26 protein-coding genes are annotated in these 20,099 nt (G+C 63.5%); 11 read left to right on the top strand and 15 right to left on the bottom strand.

Annotation, left to right across the window (positions count from 1 at the left end):
- Positions 1–363: 363 nt before the first annotated feature.
- Entirely contained in the window at positions 364–957 is a 594-nt protein-coding gene (locus NKI79_RS00665; RefSeq protein ID WP_352799334.1) for a hypothetical protein, read from the bottom strand.
- Between the two features lie 125 nt (positions 958–1,082).
- On the opposite strand from NKI79_RS00665, the gene NKI79_RS00660 reads away from it, so the two are divergent.
- Positions 1,083–1,373, top strand: coding sequence for a hypothetical protein (locus tag NKI79_RS00660; RefSeq protein WP_352799333.1), 291 nt, complete (start codon positions 1,083–1,085; stop codon positions 1,371–1,373).
- A 39-nt stretch (positions 1,374–1,412) separates the two neighbouring features.
- Here NKI79_RS00660 and NKI79_RS00655 read toward each other — a convergent pair whose 3' ends face one another.
- The 5 genes from NKI79_RS00655 to NKI79_RS00635 form a co-directional block, all read right to left on the bottom strand.
- The gene (locus NKI79_RS00655) at positions 1,413–1,616 is read right to left on the bottom strand and encodes a hypothetical protein (protein WP_352799331.1); all 204 of its coding nucleotides are present in this window, start codon (positions 1,614–1,616) and stop codon (positions 1,413–1,415) included.
- A gap of 70 nt (positions 1,617–1,686) precedes the next feature.
- Positions 1,687–2,442, bottom strand: a complete 756-nt coding sequence (locus NKI79_RS00650; protein ID WP_352799330.1) for a phage terminase large subunit family protein — start codon at positions 2,440–2,442, stop codon at positions 1,687–1,689.
- A 279-nt stretch (positions 2,443–2,721) separates the two neighbouring features.
- Entirely contained in the window at positions 2,722–3,273 is a 552-nt protein-coding gene (locus NKI79_RS00645; RefSeq protein WP_254819621.1) for a terminase large subunit domain-containing protein, read from the bottom strand.
- 79 nt (positions 3,274–3,352) lie between these two features.
- A complete protein-coding gene (locus NKI79_RS00640; protein ID WP_254819622.1) occupies positions 3,353–3,751 on the bottom strand; it encodes a hypothetical protein in 399 nt (132 codons plus the stop codon).
- A 3-nt stretch (positions 3,752–3,754) separates the two neighbouring features.
- Positions 3,755–4,162 (bottom strand): hypothetical protein, encoded by a 408-nt coding sequence (locus tag NKI79_RS00635; RefSeq protein ID WP_352752585.1) that lies wholly within the window; start codon positions 4,160–4,162, stop codon positions 3,755–3,757.
- Positions 4,163–4,925: 763 nt separating this feature from the next.
- Here NKI79_RS00635 and NKI79_RS00630 point away from each other — a divergent pair.
- On the top strand, positions 4,926–5,231 hold the full coding sequence (locus NKI79_RS00630) for a hypothetical protein (protein WP_254819625.1): 306 nt from the start codon (positions 4,926–4,928) through the stop codon (positions 5,229–5,231).
- A gap of 39 nt (positions 5,232–5,270) precedes the next feature.
- Here the strand turns inward: NKI79_RS00630 and NKI79_RS00625 are convergent, their stop codons facing one another.
- Together NKI79_RS00625 and NKI79_RS00620 are read right to left on the bottom strand one after the other, a co-directional pair.
- Positions 5,271–5,702 (bottom strand): DoxX family protein, encoded by a 432-nt coding sequence (locus tag NKI79_RS00625; RefSeq protein WP_352799327.1) that lies wholly within the window; start codon positions 5,700–5,702, stop codon positions 5,271–5,273.
- Between the two features lie 273 nt (positions 5,703–5,975).
- Positions 5,976–6,728, bottom strand: a complete 753-nt coding sequence (locus NKI79_RS00620; protein ID WP_352799326.1) for a tryptophan 2,3-dioxygenase family protein — start codon at positions 6,726–6,728, stop codon at positions 5,976–5,978.
- Between the two features lie 156 nt (positions 6,729–6,884).
- On the opposite strand from NKI79_RS00620, the gene NKI79_RS00615 reads away from it, so the two are divergent.
- Positions 6,885–7,361 carry an Lrp/AsnC family transcriptional regulator gene (locus tag NKI79_RS00615; protein WP_352691399.1) on the top strand — a complete coding sequence of 159 codons (477 nt, stop codon included), beginning with the start codon at positions 6,885–6,887 and terminating at the stop codon, positions 7,359–7,361.
- 5 nt (positions 7,362–7,366) lie between these two features.
- On the opposite strand, the gene NKI79_RS00610 is transcribed toward NKI79_RS00615, so the two are convergent.
- Positions 7,367–7,840, bottom strand: coding sequence for an Lrp/AsnC family transcriptional regulator (locus NKI79_RS00610; protein WP_352799324.1), 474 nt, complete (start codon positions 7,838–7,840; stop codon positions 7,367–7,369).
- Positions 7,841–7,951: 111 nt separating this feature from the next.
- On the opposite strand from NKI79_RS00610, the gene NKI79_RS00605 reads away from it, so the two are divergent.
- Entirely contained in the window at positions 7,952–8,518 is a 567-nt protein-coding gene (locus NKI79_RS00605; RefSeq protein WP_352799322.1) for an RBBP9/YdeN family alpha/beta hydrolase, read from the top strand.
- Between the two features lie 60 nt (positions 8,519–8,578).
- Here NKI79_RS00605 and NKI79_RS00600 read toward each other — a convergent pair whose 3' ends face one another.
- A complete protein-coding gene (locus NKI79_RS00600) occupies positions 8,579–9,538 on the bottom strand; it encodes a prohibitin family protein (protein ID WP_352799320.1) in 960 nt (319 codons plus the stop codon).
- A gap of 301 nt (positions 9,539–9,839) precedes the next feature.
- On the opposite strand from NKI79_RS00600, the gene NKI79_RS00595 reads away from it, so the two are divergent.
- From NKI79_RS00595 to NKI79_RS00575, 5 genes are all read left to right on the top strand, one after another.
- Positions 9,840–10,208 carry a hypothetical protein gene (locus NKI79_RS00595; RefSeq protein ID WP_352799319.1) on the top strand — a complete coding sequence of 123 codons (369 nt, stop codon included), beginning with the start codon at positions 9,840–9,842 and terminating at the stop codon, positions 10,206–10,208.
- Complete coding sequence (locus NKI79_RS00590; protein WP_352475529.1) at positions 10,205–10,513, top strand: hypothetical protein; 309 nt, start codon at positions 10,205–10,207, stop codon at positions 10,511–10,513. Before NKI79_RS00595 ends, NKI79_RS00590 begins: the two co-directional genes overlap by 4 nt.
- A gap of 11 nt (positions 10,514–10,524) precedes the next feature.
- Positions 10,525–10,707: a DUF3606 domain-containing protein gene (locus tag NKI79_RS00585; RefSeq protein WP_023675702.1), complete on the top strand. Its 183-nt coding sequence runs from the start codon at positions 10,525–10,527 to the stop codon at positions 10,705–10,707.
- Positions 10,708–10,930: 223 nt separating this feature from the next.
- On the top strand, positions 10,931–11,113 hold the full coding sequence (locus NKI79_RS00580) for a hypothetical protein (RefSeq protein ID WP_245274654.1): 183 nt from the start codon (positions 10,931–10,933) through the stop codon (positions 11,111–11,113).
- Positions 11,114–11,156: 43 nt separating this feature from the next.
- Positions 11,157–11,768: a hypothetical protein gene (locus NKI79_RS00575; RefSeq protein ID WP_352799318.1), complete on the top strand. Its 612-nt coding sequence runs from the start codon at positions 11,157–11,159 to the stop codon at positions 11,766–11,768.
- A gap of 15 nt (positions 11,769–11,783) precedes the next feature.
- On the opposite strand, the gene NKI79_RS00570 is transcribed toward NKI79_RS00575, so the two are convergent.
- Complete coding sequence (locus tag NKI79_RS00570; protein WP_254819635.1) at positions 11,784–12,689, bottom strand: S1C family serine protease; 906 nt, start codon at positions 12,687–12,689, stop codon at positions 11,784–11,786.
- Between the two features lie 248 nt (positions 12,690–12,937).
- Here NKI79_RS00570 and yghU point away from each other — a divergent pair, with 248 nt between their 5' ends.
- The gene (gene yghU / locus NKI79_RS00565; RefSeq protein WP_352475531.1) at positions 12,938–13,825 is read left to right on the top strand and encodes a glutathione-dependent disulfide-bond oxidoreductase; all 888 of its coding nucleotides are present in this window, start codon (positions 12,938–12,940) and stop codon (positions 13,823–13,825) included.
- Positions 13,826–14,124: 299 nt separating this feature from the next.
- Here the strand turns inward: yghU and NKI79_RS00560 are convergent, their stop codons facing one another.
- Together NKI79_RS00560 and NKI79_RS00555 are read right to left on the bottom strand one after the other, a co-directional pair.
- Positions 14,125–14,376 carry an exopolysaccharide production repressor protein gene (locus NKI79_RS00560; protein WP_302896853.1) on the bottom strand — a complete coding sequence of 84 codons (252 nt, stop codon included), beginning with the start codon at positions 14,374–14,376 and terminating at the stop codon, positions 14,125–14,127.
- Between the two features lie 153 nt (positions 14,377–14,529).
- The gene (locus tag NKI79_RS00555) at positions 14,530–15,669 is read right to left on the bottom strand and encodes a KamA family radical SAM protein (RefSeq protein ID WP_352799717.1); all 1,140 of its coding nucleotides are present in this window, start codon (positions 15,667–15,669) and stop codon (positions 14,530–14,532) included.
- Between the two features lie 511 nt (positions 15,670–16,180).
- Between NKI79_RS00555 and NKI79_RS00550 the strand changes: the two genes are divergently transcribed.
- Positions 16,181–16,627: an SAM-dependent methyltransferase gene (locus NKI79_RS00550; protein WP_352799317.1), complete on the top strand. Its 447-nt coding sequence runs from the start codon at positions 16,181–16,183 to the stop codon at positions 16,625–16,627.
- A gap of 35 nt (positions 16,628–16,662) precedes the next feature.
- On the opposite strand, the gene NKI79_RS00545 is transcribed toward NKI79_RS00550, so the two are convergent.
- The gene (locus NKI79_RS00545) at positions 16,663–18,285 is read right to left on the bottom strand and encodes an ABC-F family ATP-binding cassette domain-containing protein (RefSeq protein WP_352799315.1); all 1,623 of its coding nucleotides are present in this window, start codon (positions 18,283–18,285) and stop codon (positions 16,663–16,665) included.
- Positions 18,286–19,122: 837 nt separating this feature from the next.
- Positions 19,123–20,028 carry a LysR family transcriptional regulator gene (locus NKI79_RS00540; RefSeq protein WP_352705293.1) on the bottom strand — a complete coding sequence of 302 codons (906 nt, stop codon included), beginning with the start codon at positions 20,026–20,028 and terminating at the stop codon, positions 19,123–19,125.
- Positions 20,029–20,099: the final 71 nt, after the last annotated feature.

The following is a 20,099-nucleotide window of genomic DNA, read 5'->3' as shown; positions in this document are numbered from 1 at the left end:
GCGGAAGCTGCCGATCTCCCCACTCGTAGGGGAGATGGCCGGCAGGCCAGAGAGGGGCGCGAAGGAACGCCAAGCTCAGTTTCGTTCCCACCGGAATGAGCCGATAGCGGCAATGCAAATTGATCACCAAGGCCGGCGGGACAGCGCCCCCTCTGCCCTGCCGGGCATCTCCCCACGAGTGGGGAGATCGGCAGCTTCACCGCTTCTTCACCAACCTTGCGTGCCGGCGCCAGTACCACCAGGCCAGCACCCGGTTGCGGAACACTCTTCTCATGGCGCCCATGTCAAACCCCCAGCAGCACGCGGCGCGGGCCGGTCAGATCGCCGGGCGACAAATCGGTCTTCACGGTTCCTGCAGTGCCATCATTGGCCGCGAGCTGAGCCCGCAACGCGGCTTCGCGCGCCTGTACGTCCTTGTCGGCAATGGTCGGTGTCGGCGGCAACGGCTTCAGCGCCGGCGGCTTTTGAAAAAGGCACATGGTTTTCTCCGAAATGAGAGCTTCTTGTCCAGTCGTAGAGCAGAAAGTCCTCGCCGTTCCGGCCATAGCCCGGCAGGCGGCAGCGTTGCGTCGCGCCCAGCCGTGCAAGCCAGCGCAGCGCCAATTGATTGACGGCCAAGGCGCGGGCCTCGACCCGCCAGGCGCCGCGTGCCGCAACCTCCGGCCCGAGCACGGCGTGAAAGAATTCCGTAATAGCAGGCACGCAGCGCCTCATGCGGCGCGTGCCCCAACTCCAGGCGATCCACAGCCCGCTGCGCTGCTCGGCAGCACCAAAGCCGGCCTCCGGATTTCCGTCGAGCTCGGCGACATAGGCAAAGCCCTGCAGCGCTGTCAGTGCCAGCAAAGCCGGCGACCACTCGTCGAACTGGCAGTCGATCTCGGCCCGGTCTTCGGGCCGGAGGTTGGCGGCGATATAGGAGAGATCGCGCAAGGTGGCGGGAATGATGCGAAGGGTCATGTTGGGCCATTTTCCGGCAAGCTGCGAAGCGGAGAGCCCTAGGAAAACGAGGCCGCCTAGATTGACTTTCTTTGCCGTCTGGATTTCCTTGGCCTGTGACTGTGGGTTTACCTATGGACAAGCGCATGACTTGTAGTAACTGCGCGCCGATCGAGGAGACCCGTACCATCTTTAGCACCGGTCGTCTCGCGGCGGCGATCACGATGGCCAAAGAGGCCATACGCGACGGTATTCTGCAGGAAGTACCGGGGGGTCCTATGTCGAGTGTCATCCCGTTCTCGGATCTCAACCCGGATGGACCATGGGACGATCTGCTTCGTTACCGCTTTCGGTGCAAGACCTGCGCACAGGTTTTCTTGCTCTCGGCTGAGACCTATCACGGCAGTGGCGGCGAATGGGCTAAGGAGGCCGGCTAAGCTTTTCGGCGCTTCGTCACTATGCGTCCGCCGCGAACCTCAGGCCTGGCGTATCTTCGCGGACATCCGGCTGTCGATCTCGGTCAGCTTGGCGAGAATGCCTTCCTGCGCCTGCACCATCGCCTGTTGAACGCGGATCAGCTTGAAGGTGAGCCAGATCGTTACCCAAAGGCTTGCTGCGAGATAAATCAGCATCGGCATCCAGGAGATGAATATCCCGAGCAGCGAGTTTTCCGATTCCATATTGCCCCCTGATATGATGTTGCCGCTACATCGTAGTTTTGCTGCCGGGCGTGCATAAACGCAAGCATCGTCACCGAAACGCCCCCAGCGGATCGGCCTGCCCGGCCTTCTGCTTCGCCGCCTTGAATACCGCCGGATCGACCACCGCTTCCCTCAGCATCATCACGCCATAACGGGTCGCGGCCATCAGATCGTCGCGCAGCTTCACCACCTGGCCATCCCTGCGGTGGTAGAGCCGGAACTCCTCGAACCAGGGCAGAAGCGTCGAGAACACCTTGAAGCGGCCGCTCTGCATGCGGTCCAGCATGTCCATCAGTCCGGCCTCGACCGAGACCGACCCGTCGGCGAACTGCGCATGGCTGGCGAGCATGTTCAGCCCATGTGCCGAATATTGCCTGGCAAGTGCGGTGCCGGCAGCTTCCAGCGTCTCGCGGCGGCCGTCGCGCGGCCAGGCCCAGGGCAGCCATTCGCCCCACGGTTTCAGCGTCAGCGCCTGCATGGCGGGAGTCTGCTGCGAGGCACGGCAGGCCTTCGTGACATAGACGACATCGGCTTCCGTGTCCCAGGCGAGCTCGACCGCGGCCGACGGATGGTCCCAGCCGAAATCGAGAGCGCCGAGCCGCGGCCAATAGCGCGGCAGCCGGAACGGTTCGCAGGCGATCAGCTCCTCGGCCACCGGAAAGATGCGGCCGGAGCCGAGCACCGGAATGCCCTTGGCCCGCGCCTCGCGCTCATGCGCCGGATAGGCGGCAACGATCTCGGCGCGCTGCTGCGGCGTGTAGTGCTCGGCGTCGTCGATGGTCATGAAGGTGACGTGGCGGGTCATTGTTTTCACCCTCGCGGCATTGAATCATGGTGGCAGGTGTTGGACGTATGCTGCTGTTCGGTAAGATGTTTTCATGATGGCGGGACAGCGCCCCCCTCTGTCCTGCCGGACATCTCCCCCTCAAGGGGGGAGATGGCAGCTTCAGCGTCTCGCTTATCCACAAGCATTGGAGATTGGCGAAAGCCAATGCGACATCCAATCTCCCCACTAGAGGGGGAGATGTCCCGCAGGACAGAGGGGGGCGCGAAGGAACGCGAGTTGCGCGATTTCGCAGCCCTGTCATCCCCTCCCCATCCCTCCCACCTGCTCCGCGGACAAAAACAGCAGCACCACGTCCGACATGCCGAGCAGCGGCGTGAAGGTGACGATGGTGATGCCGCCGGTGGCGTTGGTGCGGGTCAGCCCTTCGGAATAGATGTCGAGCGGCGGCTCCTCGTCGAACCAGACGCCGTGCAGCGTCTCGCCCTGCCACTTCTCGCGGCCCTTCTCGTAACTCTTGAACGACAGCACGGATTCGCCGGCCTGCACGTCGCCACCGCCGCCCCAGGCCACCACGACGCTGTCGAGCGCGCCCGGCGCCCGCCCCGCCATCGTGCTGAGGATCGCGTCGGCCGGGATCATACCGGTGCCCCACGCCGCCTGCTGCTGCGGCGGGCCGATCAGGATACGCTGCGGGTTGTCGCGCGTGCTTTCGCCGGTGACGCCGGCCGCCCACATCCGAACCGGACAATCGAAAACCTTGCCTTGCCACCAGTCGGGATAGCGGCCGGTGAGGTGCATCGCCCACTCGGCGCCGCCGGCCCTGGTCTTGCCGAGCTGGTTGCCGGCCATGAACAGGCGTTCGCGATTGGTCGCGCCGGCGGCGTGGAATTCGGCCTGTCGGGGATAGGGCCGATAGGCGGCAAGCTGGTTAGTGCGGCGCCTCCGGTCCAGCTCCGCCAGCAGGCTGAGATATTCCTTCCTTGCCGCCCGGCTGTGCGAGGCCTTTTTCGAGGCCCGGCTTCTCGAGGAACGGCCTAAGGACGGCTTCGAGGCCGCGGATGCGCTGCCTGATTTCGTCATCGCTCAATGCATCCAGATTGTTGATGTTGACACTAAGATCCTTGGGCAGCACCGACAGCACGAGCTTCAGATACTGGTCGGGCTTTTCGGCGCGCACCTCGGCGATGACGCCGGCGCCATGGGCGCGGAAATCGGCGCGGATCGCTTCGAGAAAGCCGTCGGCCAGCGTCTTCTTCGCCCGCCTGGTCTGCTTGCCGGGTGCTTGATCGTGCGGCTGCGGATCGCCGGCGGAAGGAGCTTTGGCCATGCCCTACTCCGCCGTCCCGGCGGAGATCGCCGGCTTCTTGTTGCCTGGCCGCACGATGCGCTTGCGCGGCTTCGCTTTCTTGGCGGCGCGCGCCGACTTCGGCTTCGGCGGCTGGCTTGCCGATTTCGCATCGGTCGTCGTGCCAGGCCCCAACGTACTGGCGTCGGGCAACGCATTCAGCCTTGCCCTTAGAATTGCCGCCGCCTTGCCGTCGAGTGCTCCCAACGGGAAGCCGAAACCGCCGACCGCGTCGCCGGGGCCGCCGCGCACCATGCCGATCCGCACGCCGACGACAACCTGCTCGAAGCGGCCATGGCGTGCATAGGGTGCGGCGCCGGCGAACTCGCCAATAGCGCTGACGACCTCTCGGCCGTCATCGTCGATGATGATGGTGGCGTAACGATTGGACATGGGGATGTTCTCTGGGGATGGGCGCTCAGTGGCGCGTTGGAAAATTTACGATTGGTGAGACTTGCAGTTCCGACGATCGCCAGAGCCGCGTTCCTTCGCGCCCGCCGATTTAACAGCCGGCAGTTCACGTAGCGTTTGGTCCAAAAATGAAGCCTGAAACAAAAAACCCGCCTCGGCGGGCGGGTCGTTGGAGCCAATTAGCACCATACCCAGATTAGTAGCATAGCTGCCGGCACAAAGCAAGAACAAAATGTGGCACGGCGGCAGAAAAAATGCGAACTTCCCTCGGTGCCTCGGCTGTCAGCCGGCAAGCTTGCGTTCCTTCGCGCCCCCTCTGTCCTGCCGGACATCTCCCCCACGAGCGGGAAGATCGGCAGCTTTGGCGGCAGCGCCTTTTTTGCACCTACAAATTGGCGAAAGCGGCGATGACAGCCAATCTCCCCACTAGAGGGGGAGATGTCCGGCAGGACAGAGGGGGGCGCTGTCCCGCCGACTTCACAGCCAGCTCACGTAACGTTTGGTCGAAAGGGAGCCTGAAACAAAAAACCCGCCTCGGCAGGCGGGTCGTTGGAGCCAATTAGCACCATACCCAGATTAGTAGCATAGCTGCCGGCACAAAGCAAGAACAAAATTCACCTGAGACGCGAAAAAAACGCAGAGTAGCCGATTTGCGAAGCACACTGGAATCTCCGGCGAGACGCCACCGTCCGGATCAGAACAGGCATTCGCGCGTTTGACCCTTAGCCTAATGGGAGCAAAAATCATGAACGTCGCCAATCTGCAACTCGAAGGCCTGCTTATGGCCATCGCATCGATCAATCAGGTCCTGGTCCGCAAGGGCGTGCTCTCCGTCGAGGACATAGACATCGCCTTGCGCAAGGCCGAAGCCAGCGAGACCAACGAGGAAAGGTCCGAAGGCATGTCGGCGTCGAGTCGCGATGCCGTCAACTTCCCGATCCGACTGCTGGAGCTGGCCAATCAATGTCAGCCGGAGACGGACATGCCGTCCTTCTCAAAACTTGCGCGCATGGTCGGTCAGATCAAGGAACCTTACAACGACCAGATGTGACGCCGCGACCAAGAGTGACCGCCGCAGCAAGCTTTGGCATCACCCCCTGCCAAGCCTCAGCGCCAGGACGCGGCCCGGCCCATGCACGGCGGCAAACAGCAGCCCGGCCAGGAAGGTGAAGTGATCGACGAAGAAGCCGAACTCCGCCTGGTTGCCGGCCCAGTGCGACGGTCCGTGGAAGGCGAAGCCCAGGAACAGCACATAGGCGCCGGCGACGAGTGCTGCCCATGAGAAGAAGGCGCCAGTCAGGAAGCATAGAACGAGGACGATCTCAAGCAGGGCTGCGCACCAGGCCAGGAAGAGCGGGAATGGAAACCCGGCCGCCGCGATATAGCCGGCGGTGGCGCCGATATCGACGAATTTGAAGATCACGGCCATCAGGAAGACGGCTGCGAAGATCAGGCGGGCGATGAGGATTGCCGCGGTCTGCCACGGCGACTGGACGGTTGATTGAGCGGTTTCCAAGGTCACGACGTCCTCCCAAGAGTTACGATGGTTGTGCCCCAAGGACGCACCACCAGCCGCAAGCCCGACATCATCCCCCGAAAAACCTGCAGGAGACAAGTGCGCGGGGAGAAGGCCTCGCAAGACCAGGTTCCTCGCCCCATTCATGGGGGGGGGAGAGGTGGCGCGGCGAAGCCGCGACGGAGAGGGGGACCGCGCCAGCAAAGAAAAGGCCCCTCTCCGGCCGCTTCGCGGCCACCTCTCCCCCGCTTCGCGTGGGCGAGGAACCCGAGCCTGGAACTATCCTAAGTTCACCTTCGGCTGGCTGATCGGCTCCCGTACCGTTCCATACTGGCTGCCCCAGCGGTCGGTCATCGCCCAGCGTATGTCCCAGAGTTCCGGGAAGAAGCGGTGGCGGGCGCCGGCCTCCAGCAATTCGACCGGCCTGCCCTTCAGCGATTTCGCGCCGAGGCCGATCGTGCGGTGGATGAGGTAGAGGTGGTTGGCGCGGAATTTCTGGAACAGCTCGTCGAACTCGACCAGCGCTTCGGCAACGACATAGCTGTCGCCGTGATCGTAGCCAGTATCGTAGACATCCTCGACCGAGAGGCCGCGGCCGTCGAGGTATGACGCCTTGAAGGCCCGCCACAGATCCGGCGGCAGACGCAACAGCTGCTTGAAACCCGGCGATTCCTGACCGCTGCCATTGCCGAGCTGCAGCCGGATCTGCTGGTATTCCTTGGGCGACATGGTTTCGAGCAGGTCGAGCTGCGCCGTCATCAGCCGCATCAGCCGGTGCACGCGCCCCATCAGCGTGACGATGCGATGCGTGTCCTGCTTTTCCAGGAAATCGACGACATCGACCAGCGTATAGGCGATGAGCTTCATCCACAGCTCCTCGACCTGATGCACGATCTGGAACTGCAGCTCGTCGGCATTGACCATCTCGGCCAGCGGCTTCTGACAGGCCAGCAGCCTGTCGCATTTGAGGTAGACGCCATAGTCGCGCATCTCAGGCGTTTCGATGCGGGCATAATAGTCCTGCTTGTCCATGGCCATGCTCCTTGCCGCGGCCGTTGGGCCGCAGGCGTTTGTTGGATCCCAGCCCCCGAGTCTAATCGCTTTCTTGCCGAACATTGTCCCTTTCTGTTATTCGATTGGCGAGAAATGAAGGACGAAAGCTGCTTCTGAAGCAGACAGAAAGAACGAATGATGCTGGATGCGGTCGACCGGAAGATCGTCGCGGCGCTCGAACGCGATGCCCGCACCTCCTTTGCCGCGCTCGCCGACGAGGTCGGCTTGAGCAAGACGCCGTGCTGGAAGCGGGTCAAGGCGCTGGAGGATGCCGGCGTCATCCGCGGCTACTCGACCCGGATCGACCCGGCCAAGCTCGGCTTCGGCATCGAAGCCTTCATCCAGGTGTCGATCGATTTCGAACTGTCGGACGCCTTCGAGGCGGCGGTCAAACAGCATCCGCTGATCCGCCGCTGCCACGCCACGACTGGCGAGGCAGACTATCTCCTGCAGATCGTCACCGTCGACATGATGGCGCTCGACAGGATGCTGCGCGAGGAGCTCAGCCGGCTGCCCGGCGTGCGGCGCACGATCACCTCGATGGCGATGCGCGAGATCAAGGGCGGCATCTCGTTCGCCAATGCCGTCGGGCATGCACAGACCGAGCGATAGACCGGTTAGGCCCTGGTCATCAGTTCGCCGCCCAGCCGCTTCGGTTGCTCGGCACGCAGAACCACATTTGTCGTCACCGTGCCGTACCGGCCGATGCTGTCGACGATGCTTTCAAGGTCGGGCGGTGACGGGACCACGACCTTGACCAGAAAACAATCCTCACCGGTCACCCGCAGCACCTCGACCACCTCCGGCAATTGGGCGAACTTCTTCAGGCAGACCTGGATATGCTCATGCGTGGTGCGCAGGCGGATGACCGCCATGGTGCCGAGCCCGAGCGCTGCCGAATTGATCACCGCCTTGTAACCGGTGATGACCCCGCGCTCCTCCGGCCGCTTCACCCGTTCCGAGGTGGCGGGCTGGGACAGTCCGACGCGGCGGCCAAGCTCGGAGATGCCGATGCGGCCATCCTCCTGCATGATCTCAATGATCGCCAGATCGGTGGGATCGAGCCTTGGCCGGTAATCGCCGTTCCGCATGATCGCCTTTAATCCATCGGATTTCGTCGCTGCTTTCCGATGATCTCTCATTCCGCCGCCGGGGAGAAGACCTAGAATTGCACGCGCTGCATCAGGAAAGAAGGGCTTCGCATGACCGAATTCATCATTGTGCCGGGCATCGGCGGATCGGGCAAAGCCCATTGGCAGACGCATTGGCAGCAGGCAAGCCCGGCGATGCGGCGGTTCAGTCCGGCGAGTTGGGATGCGCCGGATTTCGACGACTGGGTGGCAGCACTGGAAACCGCTGTATGCCAGGCATGGACACCGCCGGTGCTCGTCGCCCATAGCCTCGGCTGTCTGCTGGTCGTACACTGGCAGCGGATCTCCCCCCGCTCTATCAGCGGCGCGTTGCTGGTCGCGGTTCCGGACCCTGCGTCGTCGGCCTTTCCCTCCTCCGCCCGGGCCTTCGCCGACGCGCCGCAACAACGGCTTCGCTTTCCGTCGCTGATTGTCGCCAGCACCAACGATCCCTACGGCTCGCTGGACTATGTCAGGGCGAAATCCGAGCGCTGGGGCAGCGATCTCCATATCGCCGGGCCACTTGGCCACATCAATGGCGACAGCGGGCTCGGCGACTGGCCGGTGGGAATGGAGCTGCTGACGGCTTTTCTCGGGCGAACGGAAGCAAGCGCCCGAGGCGCCGTGCTTCAGCCGTGACCGCAATGGGACGGCTACCGCGCCGCCGTCCTGATCTGGTTTGCGCCGCGGCGCCGCGCCTCAGTTCGATGCTGCGGCAGGCGTGCTGAGCTCCAGGAACGGCACTGTCGAACCCGGGATCATCGACTTCGGCAATTCGCCGTTCCATCTCTCCGCCTTGGTCAGTTCGACCAGCAGCGGATTGTTGGCGATCGCGGCGGCGCGAGCCTTGATGGCGCCCGCGGTCGCATCGCCTTCGACCCTGGTCTTGTAGGCGCTGGCCTCGGCTTCGGCCTTGACGCTGTCGGCGCGGCCCTTGGCCTGGGTGACGGCGATATCGGCCTTGATCTTTTCCTGCTGCAGGTTCTGTTCCTGCTTCTGCACCTCGACCTGCGCCGTCATCCTGGCTTCGACCGCCTGCTCGTAGGCGTCGGAGAAGTCGATGTTCTCGACCTGCACGCTGTCTATCATCACCGGGCCGTCGGTTACCGCCGCGATGGCGTCGGCGACGTCCTTGTTGAACTTCGCCCGGTTCTGGATAACCGACACCGCGTCGTACTGGCCGAACACGGTCTTGATCTCCTGCGGTGCTTTCCTGGCAATGACACGGTCGGCCAGTGCCTCGATCGATCCATAATTGGTGTAGACGTTGCTGACTTCGGCGGCCGGCACGTGGAAGTTGACGGTGACGCGCATGTCGGCCGGCTGCTGGTCGCGCGAATAGGCCTGCATGGCCGGCAGGCCGCTGCAATCGTTCTGGTTCTCGCAGCCCCATTTGAGCACCTGCTGGCGCAGGCTGATCTTCTCGACGCGCTGTAACCACGGCAGCTTGAAATGCAGTCCGGGATCGACGACCGAACTCAGCGCCCCGTTGGTCAAGAGCACGCCGCGGTCGCCCTGGTCGATCGTGTACCAGGATCCAAACAGCGCAAAGATGCCGAGCGCCACGAGGAGGAGTGCGACCAGGCCGGAACCGATCGACCCCGATGCCGTCCCCGGCTTGCCCTGCGGACGGCCTGAATTGCCTTGCGTTTCGGTCATTACCCCACCCCAACCCGATTGCCCGTGCTGCTTTTGCCCACAATAGCGGCGGCATTGCAATCCTCTCGACATGGAAGGATCTTCGCGCCGGCCTGGCGGACCGGCGGGGTGGTTCAGGCTGGCTAGCGGATTTCTCCTGCAGCCGCGGCAGCGGGCTGGTACGCGCTGCCTGGCGTCTCCTTCTGCCGTTCGGCATCGCTTTTGCGCTTCGGGCAATCCTCGTAGTCGTGGTCGCGCCCACCGCAGTAGGAGCAGCATTTTGCCGGCGCGTCGGAGCGAAGCATCGTTGGCATGCACAAGGATGCACGAAAACCCGACGGATTGCGACGGCTTGCGCACCGGCAACGTCGATTTCGCCACGGAACCGCTGCCGCCGCATGAAAGTTATCTGCTCATTGCAACGGGAGCACAGGACATGGCCGACGACCCGAACCGCTACGAGACCGGAGCGAGGAAATATCCGGCAAAGACGAGCCCCGACGCGGCCGACCAATTTTCGCAGGATGCGGCCGGCAACAAGCCGCCCCCCGGCGGCATGGGATTGACCAGGCCGGCTGACGATTTCGACGACAAGACCCGGCATTCGGAGGGCCAGAACCCGCCGCGCGCAGTGATCCGGCCAGACGACAAGGCCAGCCCCAACAAGCCCGGCGAGGACGCAAAACGATGAACGTCGCCAATCTCCAGCTCGAAGGATTGATGATGGCGATCGCGGCCGTCAACAATGCGCTGGTCCACAAGGGCCTGCTGTCGGTCGACGAGGTCGACATGGCGTTGCGCCGGGCCGAGGCGGCGATGACGAGCGACGAGCGTCTCTATGAAGACATGTCGCCATCCAACCGCGACGCCGTCTGTTTTCCGCTCAGGCTGCTGCAGGCGGCCAACAATGCCCAGGGGGAAACCGGCGTACCGTCCTTTGCCGAACTGGCAAGGATGGTCGGCCGGACCAAGCAGCCCTATAACGACCAGATGTGATGGAGGACGCCATGGCCGACGACAAATCCAAGACCAAGCAGGATCGCAAACTGGTTTCCGGCGAAGAGCCATACGAGGTCGCTGCCTTTGCCCGCAAATACGGCATACCGCAAAGCGAGGCCGCGACCATCATCAAGCGTTACGGCCCCTCGAGGAGGAAGCTCGACGCGCATATGGCGAGCCGCAACGCCTGAACCAATTCTGGCGGCGGCCGCCGTTCACGCCGGAAGCGTCCCTGCCCTGCCGCCTTGTCGAGAGTATCGGCACCGTCAGCCATGACCTGTCGGGTTCGCCCCTGTGGGGATTCAACGCCTGGTTTTGACAGCCGCGGAATACTCTCGCGGCGCAACAACTCATTTACCTCGACGCTGTACCAGTCCGGTGAGCAAAGCCGGGGGTCGGATGCAGGAACAATTGTTGCGCTACGAATGTGTCATGGAGCCGAACGGCCGTTGGATGGTGTGGGACATCGTTCACGATCTGCCGGCGCAATTTTCGGAAATCGCGCTGATCGGCCTGAGCCGTCGTGAAGCGGTTTCGCTCTGCCGGCTGCTCAACGAGACGAGCCGTTCCGAGACGCGGCAGAGCCGGGCCTCCTGAGAAGCGCGTGCGTCTCAGGCCTGCCAGGCCAAGAGGATTTTACATGCGATCGACAATATTCGGTCTGGTCCTGCTGCTGCCGGCCGCCGCACTGGCAGAACCGATCGAGACGCAGAAGATCATCACGGCGGCGACCGGCGACTGGAACGGCGACGGCGCCGCCGATCTGGCGATGATCGTCGAGACCGAACCCGGCCATCCCATGGACCTGCATTTGTTCCTCAGGGACCGCGACGGCAATTTTCTCAGACCTGCCGGGGTCGTGCATGAACAGATTTACGGCGAATGGAAGGATTACGAGCGGCCGGGCCCCGCCACATCCGACACCGAGCCCGAACTCACCGCGCTCCCCAACGGCTCGATCAAGCTCTATGTTCCGGCGATGGAGATCGGCAGCGAGCGGACCAACAAGACGCTGTCGCTCGCCTGGCGCAACGGCACGTTCGTCGTCGCCGGTTTTGCCTACGAGTATTGGGATTACATGGACGACAATGTTGGCGGCGACTGCGACTACAATGTGCTGACCGGCAAGGGCAAAAGCAGCAAGAAGCTGGCGGACGGCAGCACCAGGCAAGCGACCGTATCGGTCGAAGGCAAGGTCATCCCATTTGCGGAATGGACTCCGGGCACTGGCTTCAGCGCTTGCGGAGAGTGAGAGGTTTCGGTTGCCTCACTGCAGCGGCGGCTTCCACAGCAGACTGTTGCGATCGGCGGACTTGACGCGCAGCCAGGTTTCGCGGCCGTCGCGCAGCACCCGGAGCGGTATCTCGGCGCCCGCCGGGCCGCTGTTCCAAAGCTTGCGATAAAAATCGGCAAGCCCATCGACCGCCGTGTCGCGGACATCCGAGATGACATCGCCTTGGCGAAGGCCCGCCTGGGCGGCTGGACCGCCCTCGGCGACGCTCATCACCACGACCTTGCCGTCGCTCTCGGCCGAGAAGGCGCCGAGCCACGGCCGCGGCGGCTTGGCGACCTGCCCGCGCGTCAGCAGATCGTCGAGGATGGGCGGCAGAAGATCGATCGGCACCACCATGTTGATGTCGGCGACCTCGCCGTTGCGGCTCATCTGCAGGCGCAGCGAACCAATGCCGAGCAGCCTGCCATCCGCGCCAATGAGGCCGGCGCCGCCCCATGAGGGGTGAGCCGGCGCCGTGAAGATCGCCTCGTCGAGCAGATATTCCCAATAGCCGGCGAATTCCTGCTTGGTGACGATTCGCGCCCGCACGGAGCGGCCGACGCCGTCGGAGAGCACGACGGGATCGCCGATCTTCGCCCTGGACGCGTCGCCGAGCGCAATGGCGGGCAGCCCGAGCGGCGCCAGCGCCTGCACCAGGCCGAAGCCCGACTCCTGGTCGTAGGCGAGCGCATGGGCGGGAACCACGCGCCCGTCCTGGTCGGCCAGCCAGACCTCCTCGGCCTCGGTGATGAGATAGCCGATGGTGAGTACCAGCCCGTCGCCGCGGATGACCACGCCACTGCCCTCGCGACGGGTGCCAAGTGTATTTGCCGTGAAGGCGTCCTCCGGCACGGTAGCGCGGACGGCCACGATGGATCGCAAAAGGGGTTCGATATTCATGCTTTGGTTCCCGGCAATGTTCGCAGGCTTATATGGGCTATAGGTATGGCGCAGGTGATCAGGCGCAAGAGGTGGCGCCGGCTTTGGCGTGGACCGGCGCCGCGCCGTTCGCGTCGGGTTTTGCAACAGCGCCGGCAGCCCTATCTGTACCTACGGCTATCCCAAGCTGCCCTATGCAAAGTTCCTCCGCCACTACCCACGTTGATATCTGATATCCTCCCAACCCAACCCTTCCAAAGGCCTCCCGAATGAACGACTACGCAACGGACCAATACACGCCGCCAAAAGTCTGGACCTGGAACAAGGCAAATGGCGGCGCTTTCGCCAGCATCAATCGGCCGATCGCCGGCCCGACGCATGACAAGAAACTGCCGGTCGGCAAGCATCCGCTGCAGCTTTATTCGCTGGCGACACCGAACGGCGTCAAGGTGACGATCATGCTGGAGGAACTTCTGGCGCTCGGCCACAGCGGCGCCGAATACGACGCCTGGCTTATCAGCATCAACGACGGCGACCAGTTCGGCAGCGGCTTCGTCGAGGTCAACCCGAACTCGAAGATTCCGGCCATGATGGATCGCAGTGGGAAAAAGCCGGTCCGCATCTTCGAATCCGGCTCGATCCTGCTCTACCTCGCCGAAAAATTCGGCGAATTCCTGCCGACGGAGCAGCCGGCCCGCGCCGAGACCCTGTCATGGCTATTCTGGCAGGTGGGCTCGGCGCCCTATCTCGGTGGCGGCTTCGGCCATTTCTATGTCTATGCGCCAACGAAGATCGAATATGCCATCGACCGCTTCGCCATGGAAACCAAGCGGCAGATGGACGTGCTCGACCGACGCCTCGCCGAAAGCGAGTATTTAGGCGGCAGCGACTATACGATTGCCGACATTGCGGTGTGGCCCTGGTACGGCGGGCTGGCCAAGGGCCGCATGTATGACGATTCCGGCGAGTTCCTTCAGGTGGAGCAGTACAAGAACGTGCAGCGTTGGGCCGACGCCATCGACGCGCGGCCGGCGGTCAAGCGCGGCCGCATGGTCAACCGCACCTTCGGCGAGCCTTCGATGCAGCTGCACGAGCGCCATGATGCCAGCGATTTCGAGACCAAGACGCAAGACAAGCTCGCGGCGGCCAAAAGCTAAGCCGACGACGCGCCGATCTCTCGCCTTGTAGGGGAGATCGGCAGCTTCGGCCGACTGCTCAGGCCCGTCTCTACCGCCGCCATCCAAGCTGGCATCAACAAAAGGGAGCTTGCCAGCCGGTTGTAAAATGTGGCGTTAGGCACCGTCGCACAAGCAGCAGGCAGGTTTTCCCGCTAGCTCAAAAACGACGATATGAGTTGGGCGATATATATTAGTTGACTAAACTAACGGAACGTCCAATGCACATTCCCAGAACCGAACATGTCCTGTCTAGACCATCATATCTATATGGGACATTACTACATAAGCTGAACGCGACCTCGACGGTTCGGCGGCACAGCCCTCAGACGCCGCGGCTTTACCTCTGCGCTTTTCGCCCCGGATCCGTAGATCAACCGGACGACGAACAGGAAATATCCAACCTGCATGACGATCAAGGTCAAGATCGTCCAGGCCAGCGTCTTCCAGATTGAACCCGTCGCAAGGTAAGTCGAGATCGCCACGATGGACGATATGGTGGTCAGCCCCACCAGAAACCGTGGAAAGTTCATGACTTTTGCGCCGCCCCGTAACTCGCAACAGCCGGGACGAACTCCCCTAACCCATTACCCCGGACCAACGTTTTCACTATTTTGGCAATTGCGCAACCACCAAATAGAACAGCAGTTAACGCATGCTTCCGTGATCAAGGGCTGCGTGTCAGGTCACCAAGGTGGGCCGGCTTGGACGGCGGCTGCGCGTCCCTCCTCCCCAACCAGCTCTCCATACCCCCTCACAACCCCATCAAGCCCACGTATTCGCCACGTCTCCCCTTCGCACGCCTCGAGATAGGACTGGCCGAGCGGGACTTTCCCTCCGCCGTCCGGCAGGTCCAGCACGTAGACAGGATTGCAGATGCCGGACAGGCGCGCACGCAAGGCGCTGACCAGCGCCTGGCCCTCGGCGATCGTGGTGCGCCGGTGCGCCATTCCGGGCACGAGGTCGCCGTGGTGCAGGTAATAGGGTTTGACGCCAAGACGATACATCAGCTCGCGGCACAGCTCTTCCAACACCTCGACCGTATCGTTCACGCCTTTCAGCAGAACGCTCTGGTTCAGCAGCACGAAGCCGCCCTGCCGCAACGTGCGGCAGGCCCGCTCGGTCGCCTCCGTGATTTCGCGTGGATGGTTGAAATGGGTGACGACCGTGACCATCAGCCGGCCCTGCAAGGCTTGAACCAACCGGCCGGTGACGCGCGACGGCAGCGCGACGGGTACGCGAGTGTGGATGCGCAACAGCCGCACGTGCTGGATCGCCTCGACTCGGGCGCGGATTTCCGCCAGCACCTTGTCCGGCAGCGACAGTGGGTCGCCGCCGGTCAGGATCACCTCGCGGATTTGCGGATGGGCCGCGATATAGGCGAAGGCCTCGTCGAGAGCTTCGCGCGTATAGCCGCGGCCGATCGAGGTCAGCTGCTCCTTGCGAAAGCAGAACCGGCAATAGACTGCGCATTGATAGGTCGGGAACAGCAAAACCCGGTCGGCATGGCGATGCGTCAATCTCGGCACCGGACTGAAGGCGTGGTCGGCGATCGGGTCGTCGAGCTCGCCCTCCTGCTCTGCCAGTTCGTCGGGCGACGGGATGACCTGAAGCCGTATCGGATCGGCGGGGTCGTTCCAGTCGATCAGGTCGAGATAGGCCTTGGGGATGCGAACCTTGTGGCGCGTGGCCGCAGCTTCGGCCGCCGCCCGCTCGGCTGGCGACAGCGGCAGCGAATCCAGATCGCCTACATGCCGCACGCCCTCGCGAACATCGTCCCGCCATGCGGCATCCGCCTCGCGAGCGCGCCGGTCATCGGCTGTCATGCCGGCCCCATCGACCGCCATGCTGGCGTCGGGGATGTCGGGATGTGAGGTCATTGCAGGCTCCTTGAATTTCGGCCGGGGTACAGCAATGGAGCCAGGACTTGAAGGCAATAAGCGGTGTTGGCCGGGTTGGAGGGCGCGGCAGGAAGCCACAACCGGCCACTGATCGGCACAATCGTCCAACATCGCTGAGGCACAACATTAGCTTGCGCTCATATTAGCTTGAGCGTATACACATAAACGGCCGGTGATCTACCCCCCAACCGGTTAGGCTCGGCGCCAGTCCCTCCCTACCCCTCAGGTCAACGACGCCGGGCCGCTCGGGGTCCGCCCGATCGCCCGCGGCTGAGACCGGATCGTCGACCTCTTCGATGTCGATCATGCCCCCTGTTCAAGCAGCACCCAACTGAACATACCAGCTGAACACATCGGCGATGCCCGCGTCTCTCGGCCTTCCCGTCGCCGGCCGCGGTCGCTAATCTCGGATTGCGAAAAAGCTGGAGAAGAGCGTATGGCGAACGACTTGTCGCCAAGGCTTTTGGCGATCGTCAATGCCCTGCCCTTGCGGCAGGGCATGCGAGTGCTGGAGATCGGCTGCGGACCGGGCGCTGCAGCGCGCGAGATCGCGCGCCGGATCGGCGGCGGGCACGTGCTGGCGATCGACCGCTCGGCAAAGGCCATCGCGCAGGCCGGGGCCGCTTCGCGCGCCGAGATTGCGGCAGGCCGGCTGAGCCTTCGCCAAGTCGCCATCGAGGATTTCGAGTTGGAGGCCGATGAGAAGCACTTCGACATTGCCGTTGCGGTGCGCGTCGGCGCGCTGGACGGGCGTCATCCCAAAGCAGGAAAAATTGCCCTGCGACGGCTCAAGGCGGCGTTGACCGCGCAAGGCCGGCTGTTCATCGACGGCGGCGATCCGCTGCGCGAAATTGCGATACACGGCAGAACAGCTCGTGCTTAGCCTCCGGAATCGAGCGGCAGAGCTGGGTGCGCGCCTCAGCTCCGCAACCCCGGCGCCTCCTGCCCGGTGCGCTCGACATATTCGGTATAGCCGCCGCCATAGGTGTGGATGCCCTCGGGCGTCAGTTCCAGCACCCGGTTCGACAGCGCCGCCAGGAAATGGCGGTCATGCGAGACGAACAGCATGGTTCCCTCGTACTGCGACAGTGCTGTGATCAGCATTTCCTTGGTGGCGATGTCGAGGTGGTTGGTCGGCTCGTCCAGCACCAGCAAATTGGGCGGATCGAACAGCATCAGCGCCATCACCAGCCGCGCCTTCTCGCCGCCCGACAGCACGCGGCACTTCTTCTCGATCTCGTCGCCGGAAAAGCCGAAGCAGCCGGCCAGCGCCCTGAGCGGCGCCTGGCCGGCCTGCGGAAATGCATCTTCCAGCGTCTGGAACACGGTGCGCTCGCCCTCCAGCACTTCCATGGCGTGCTGGGCGAAATAGCCCATCTTGACGCTAGGCCCGCGCGCAACCGTGCCATTGTCCGGCTCGGAAGCGCCAGCGACCAGCTTCAGCAGCGTCGACTTGCCGGCGCCGTTGACGCCCATGATGCACCAGCGCTCGCGGCGGCGCACCTGAAAATCCAATCCCGCGTAGATCGAGTGGCTGCCATAGCCCTTGTACACGTTCTTCAGCGTCACCACGTCCTCGCCGCAGCGCGGCGCCGGCTGAAAGTCGAACGATACCTTCTGGCGGCGCTTGGGCGGCTCGACGCGGTCGATCTTGTCCAGCTTCTTCACCCGGCTCTGCACCTGCGCGGCATGCGAGGCACGCGCCTTGAAGCGCTCGATGAAGGCGATCTCCTTGGCCAACATCGCCTGCTGGCGCTCGAACTGCGCCTGCTGCTGCCGGTCGGCGATCGCCCGCTGCTGCTGGTAGAATTCGTAGTTGCCGGAGTAAGCGGTCAGCGAGCCGCCATCGATCTCGACCACCTTGTTGACGATGCGGTTCATGAACTCGCGGTCGTGCGAGGTCATCAGCAGCGCGCCGTCGTAGTTCTTCAGGAACTGCTCCAGCCAGATCAGGCTTTCGAGGTCGAGATGGTTGCTCGGCTCGTCGAGCAGCATGGCGTCGGGCCGCATCAAAAGGATCCTGGCCAGTGCCACGCGCATTTTCCAGCCGCCGGACAGCTTGCCGACGTCGCCGTCCATCATCTCCTGGCTGAAGCCAAGGCCGTCCAGCACCTCGCGAGCACGCCCATCCAGCGCGTAACCGTCGAGCTCCTCGAAGCGGTGCTGTGCCTCGCCGTAACGGGCGATGATCTCGTCCATTTCACCGGCGCGATCGGGGTCGCCCATCGCGTGCTCGAGCGCGCGCATCTCGGCCGCCACTTCGCTCACCGGCCCGGCGCCGTCCATCACTTCGGCAACGGCGCTGCGGCCGGACATATCGCCGACATCCTGGCTGAAATAGCCGATGGTGACGCCGCGATCGACCGAGACCTGGCCCTCGTCAGGCTGCTCCTCGCCGTTGATCATGCGAAACAGCGTTGTCTTGCCGGCGCCGTTAGGCCCGACCAGCCCGACCTTCTCGCCCTTCTGCAACGCGGCGGAGGCTTCGATGAAGACGATCTGCCGGCCGTTCTGCTTGCTGATGCTTTCGAGACGAATCATGGTTTTCCAGGAAAGGCCAAAGGAGAGTTCCCGCGCCAATACGCGATAGGCCGCGCCGGCGGAAGCCCGCAAGTGGTGAGGCGCCCCGCGCCAAATTGTCTGAACCCTATCGTTGCATCGCCCGCCGGAATCGCTCGTCCAGCTGCTGGAACTCGGCAAAGAGCCCATCGCATGCCCGGCGACCCGCTTCGCATCGCATAGTCCGTGTTTGGTACCAACTGCCCTGCCGGTCCCTGCTGAGGCGATTGCAGGTTATGGCGGGATACGCTTGTTCGGTGGGCCTTGTGAAACTCCACTGTGTCAGCCCTTCAGCAGAAACGAACAGTTCGAAGCGGGATGAGGCAGCAACCCGACGCAACGCGGGAGACGCCCTCAGTTGCTCGACCAAATCCAGTGCGTCAGCACCGTGGAAACCGCACATCGTCGACGGCCCATGCGCGTCGCGGTGGATGCCTTCGTCCACAGTCTGGGCGTGCGAGGCGCCGTAGGTTGCGAGCATAATCGCGCCGACTACACGAAATCTTCTCACTGGAGCTTCCCTATTGGCTACTGCATTCCTTCAACACTGTTGGTTGCAGCAGGACCACTCACCCGATCCCGTCGCCTCATAGGCGCCGGCGGCGCGCCCGTCCTCAAGTCGCACCGGCCGGCACAAGGACACTCCCGGTGAAGCGCGCGCCGCTCCGATGCCGCTCCGATGCATAATGACAGGCTCGCCGTTGACATGGACTTTGCGCTGGTTCTGGTCTTGGTCCCGGTCCCGATCTTGTCACTAAACCCAAGCGCGATGTTTATCTCGTCCGATCGCCTTCGCAAAGTAGCCGGCGGTCCGGACGATCACACCCGGCCGGATGTCCCGCCCTCGCCAAAAATCCCGGTCACCCAGTCGATGAACACGCGTACCCGTGGCGCGAGCTGGCGGTTCTGTGGGTAGAGCGCCGACAGGGGTGTCGGCGACGGCGGGTAATCCGGCAGCACTTCGACAAGCGTGCCGCGTGCGAAATCCCCGGCGAAGCGGTAATGCGGCGCCTGCACCAGGCCGAAGCCGAGACGCGCCAGCTCCGCCATCGTGTCGGAGCCGTTGACCGTCACCCGGTTCGGCAGCGTGACATAGCGCAACGCGCCGCCAACGGTGAATTCGAGCGGCATGACCTCGCCGGTGCGCGACGAGCGGAAGCCGACCATCAGATGGCCTTCGAGATCGTCGGGGGTTGCCGGCATGCCGTGCTTTTCGAGATAGGCGGGGCTGGCACAGGTGACTTCGCGCAATGTTGCCACCCGCCGTACGATCATGCCGCTGTCGGCCTGTTCGCCGGAACGCAGCACGCAGTCGATGCCCTCGCGCACCAGATCGACCAGCCGGTCGCCGTCGCCGATATGCAGGTCGATCCCGGGATAGCGGTCGAGGAATTCGGTGAGCCGCGGCAGGATGAAATGGCGGGCCATGAAGCCGTGCACGTCGATCCTCAAAAGGCCCTGCGGCTGCGCCGATTGAAAGCCGGCCTCGGCATCTTCGACATCGGCAAGGATTGCGAGGCAGCGCTGGTAATAGGCCTGGCCGTCCAATGTGGGCCTGACATGGCGCGTGGTGCGTTCCAGCAGCCTCACCCCCAGCCGCGCCTCGAGGTCCTTGATCGCCTCGGTGGCGCTCGATCGCGACATCGACAGATCGGCGGCGGCCGCGGTGAAGCTGCCGCGCTCGATCACACGGGCAAGCAGGCGCATCCGGTCGAGACTGTCCATCGCCATTGTTCGCCATATCCGAATGGTGTTGGCAAGTCCCGAGCGATTATCCCGCAGGACTTATCGCCTAT

It is taken from the genome of Mesorhizobium sp. M0340 (assembly GCF_040321535.1).
Taxonomy (GTDB): Bacteria; Pseudomonadota; Alphaproteobacteria; order Rhizobiales; family Rhizobiaceae; genus Mesorhizobium.
Note: the sequence above shows the minus strand (reverse complement) of the source record. Positions and strands in the feature narration are given on the sequence as shown.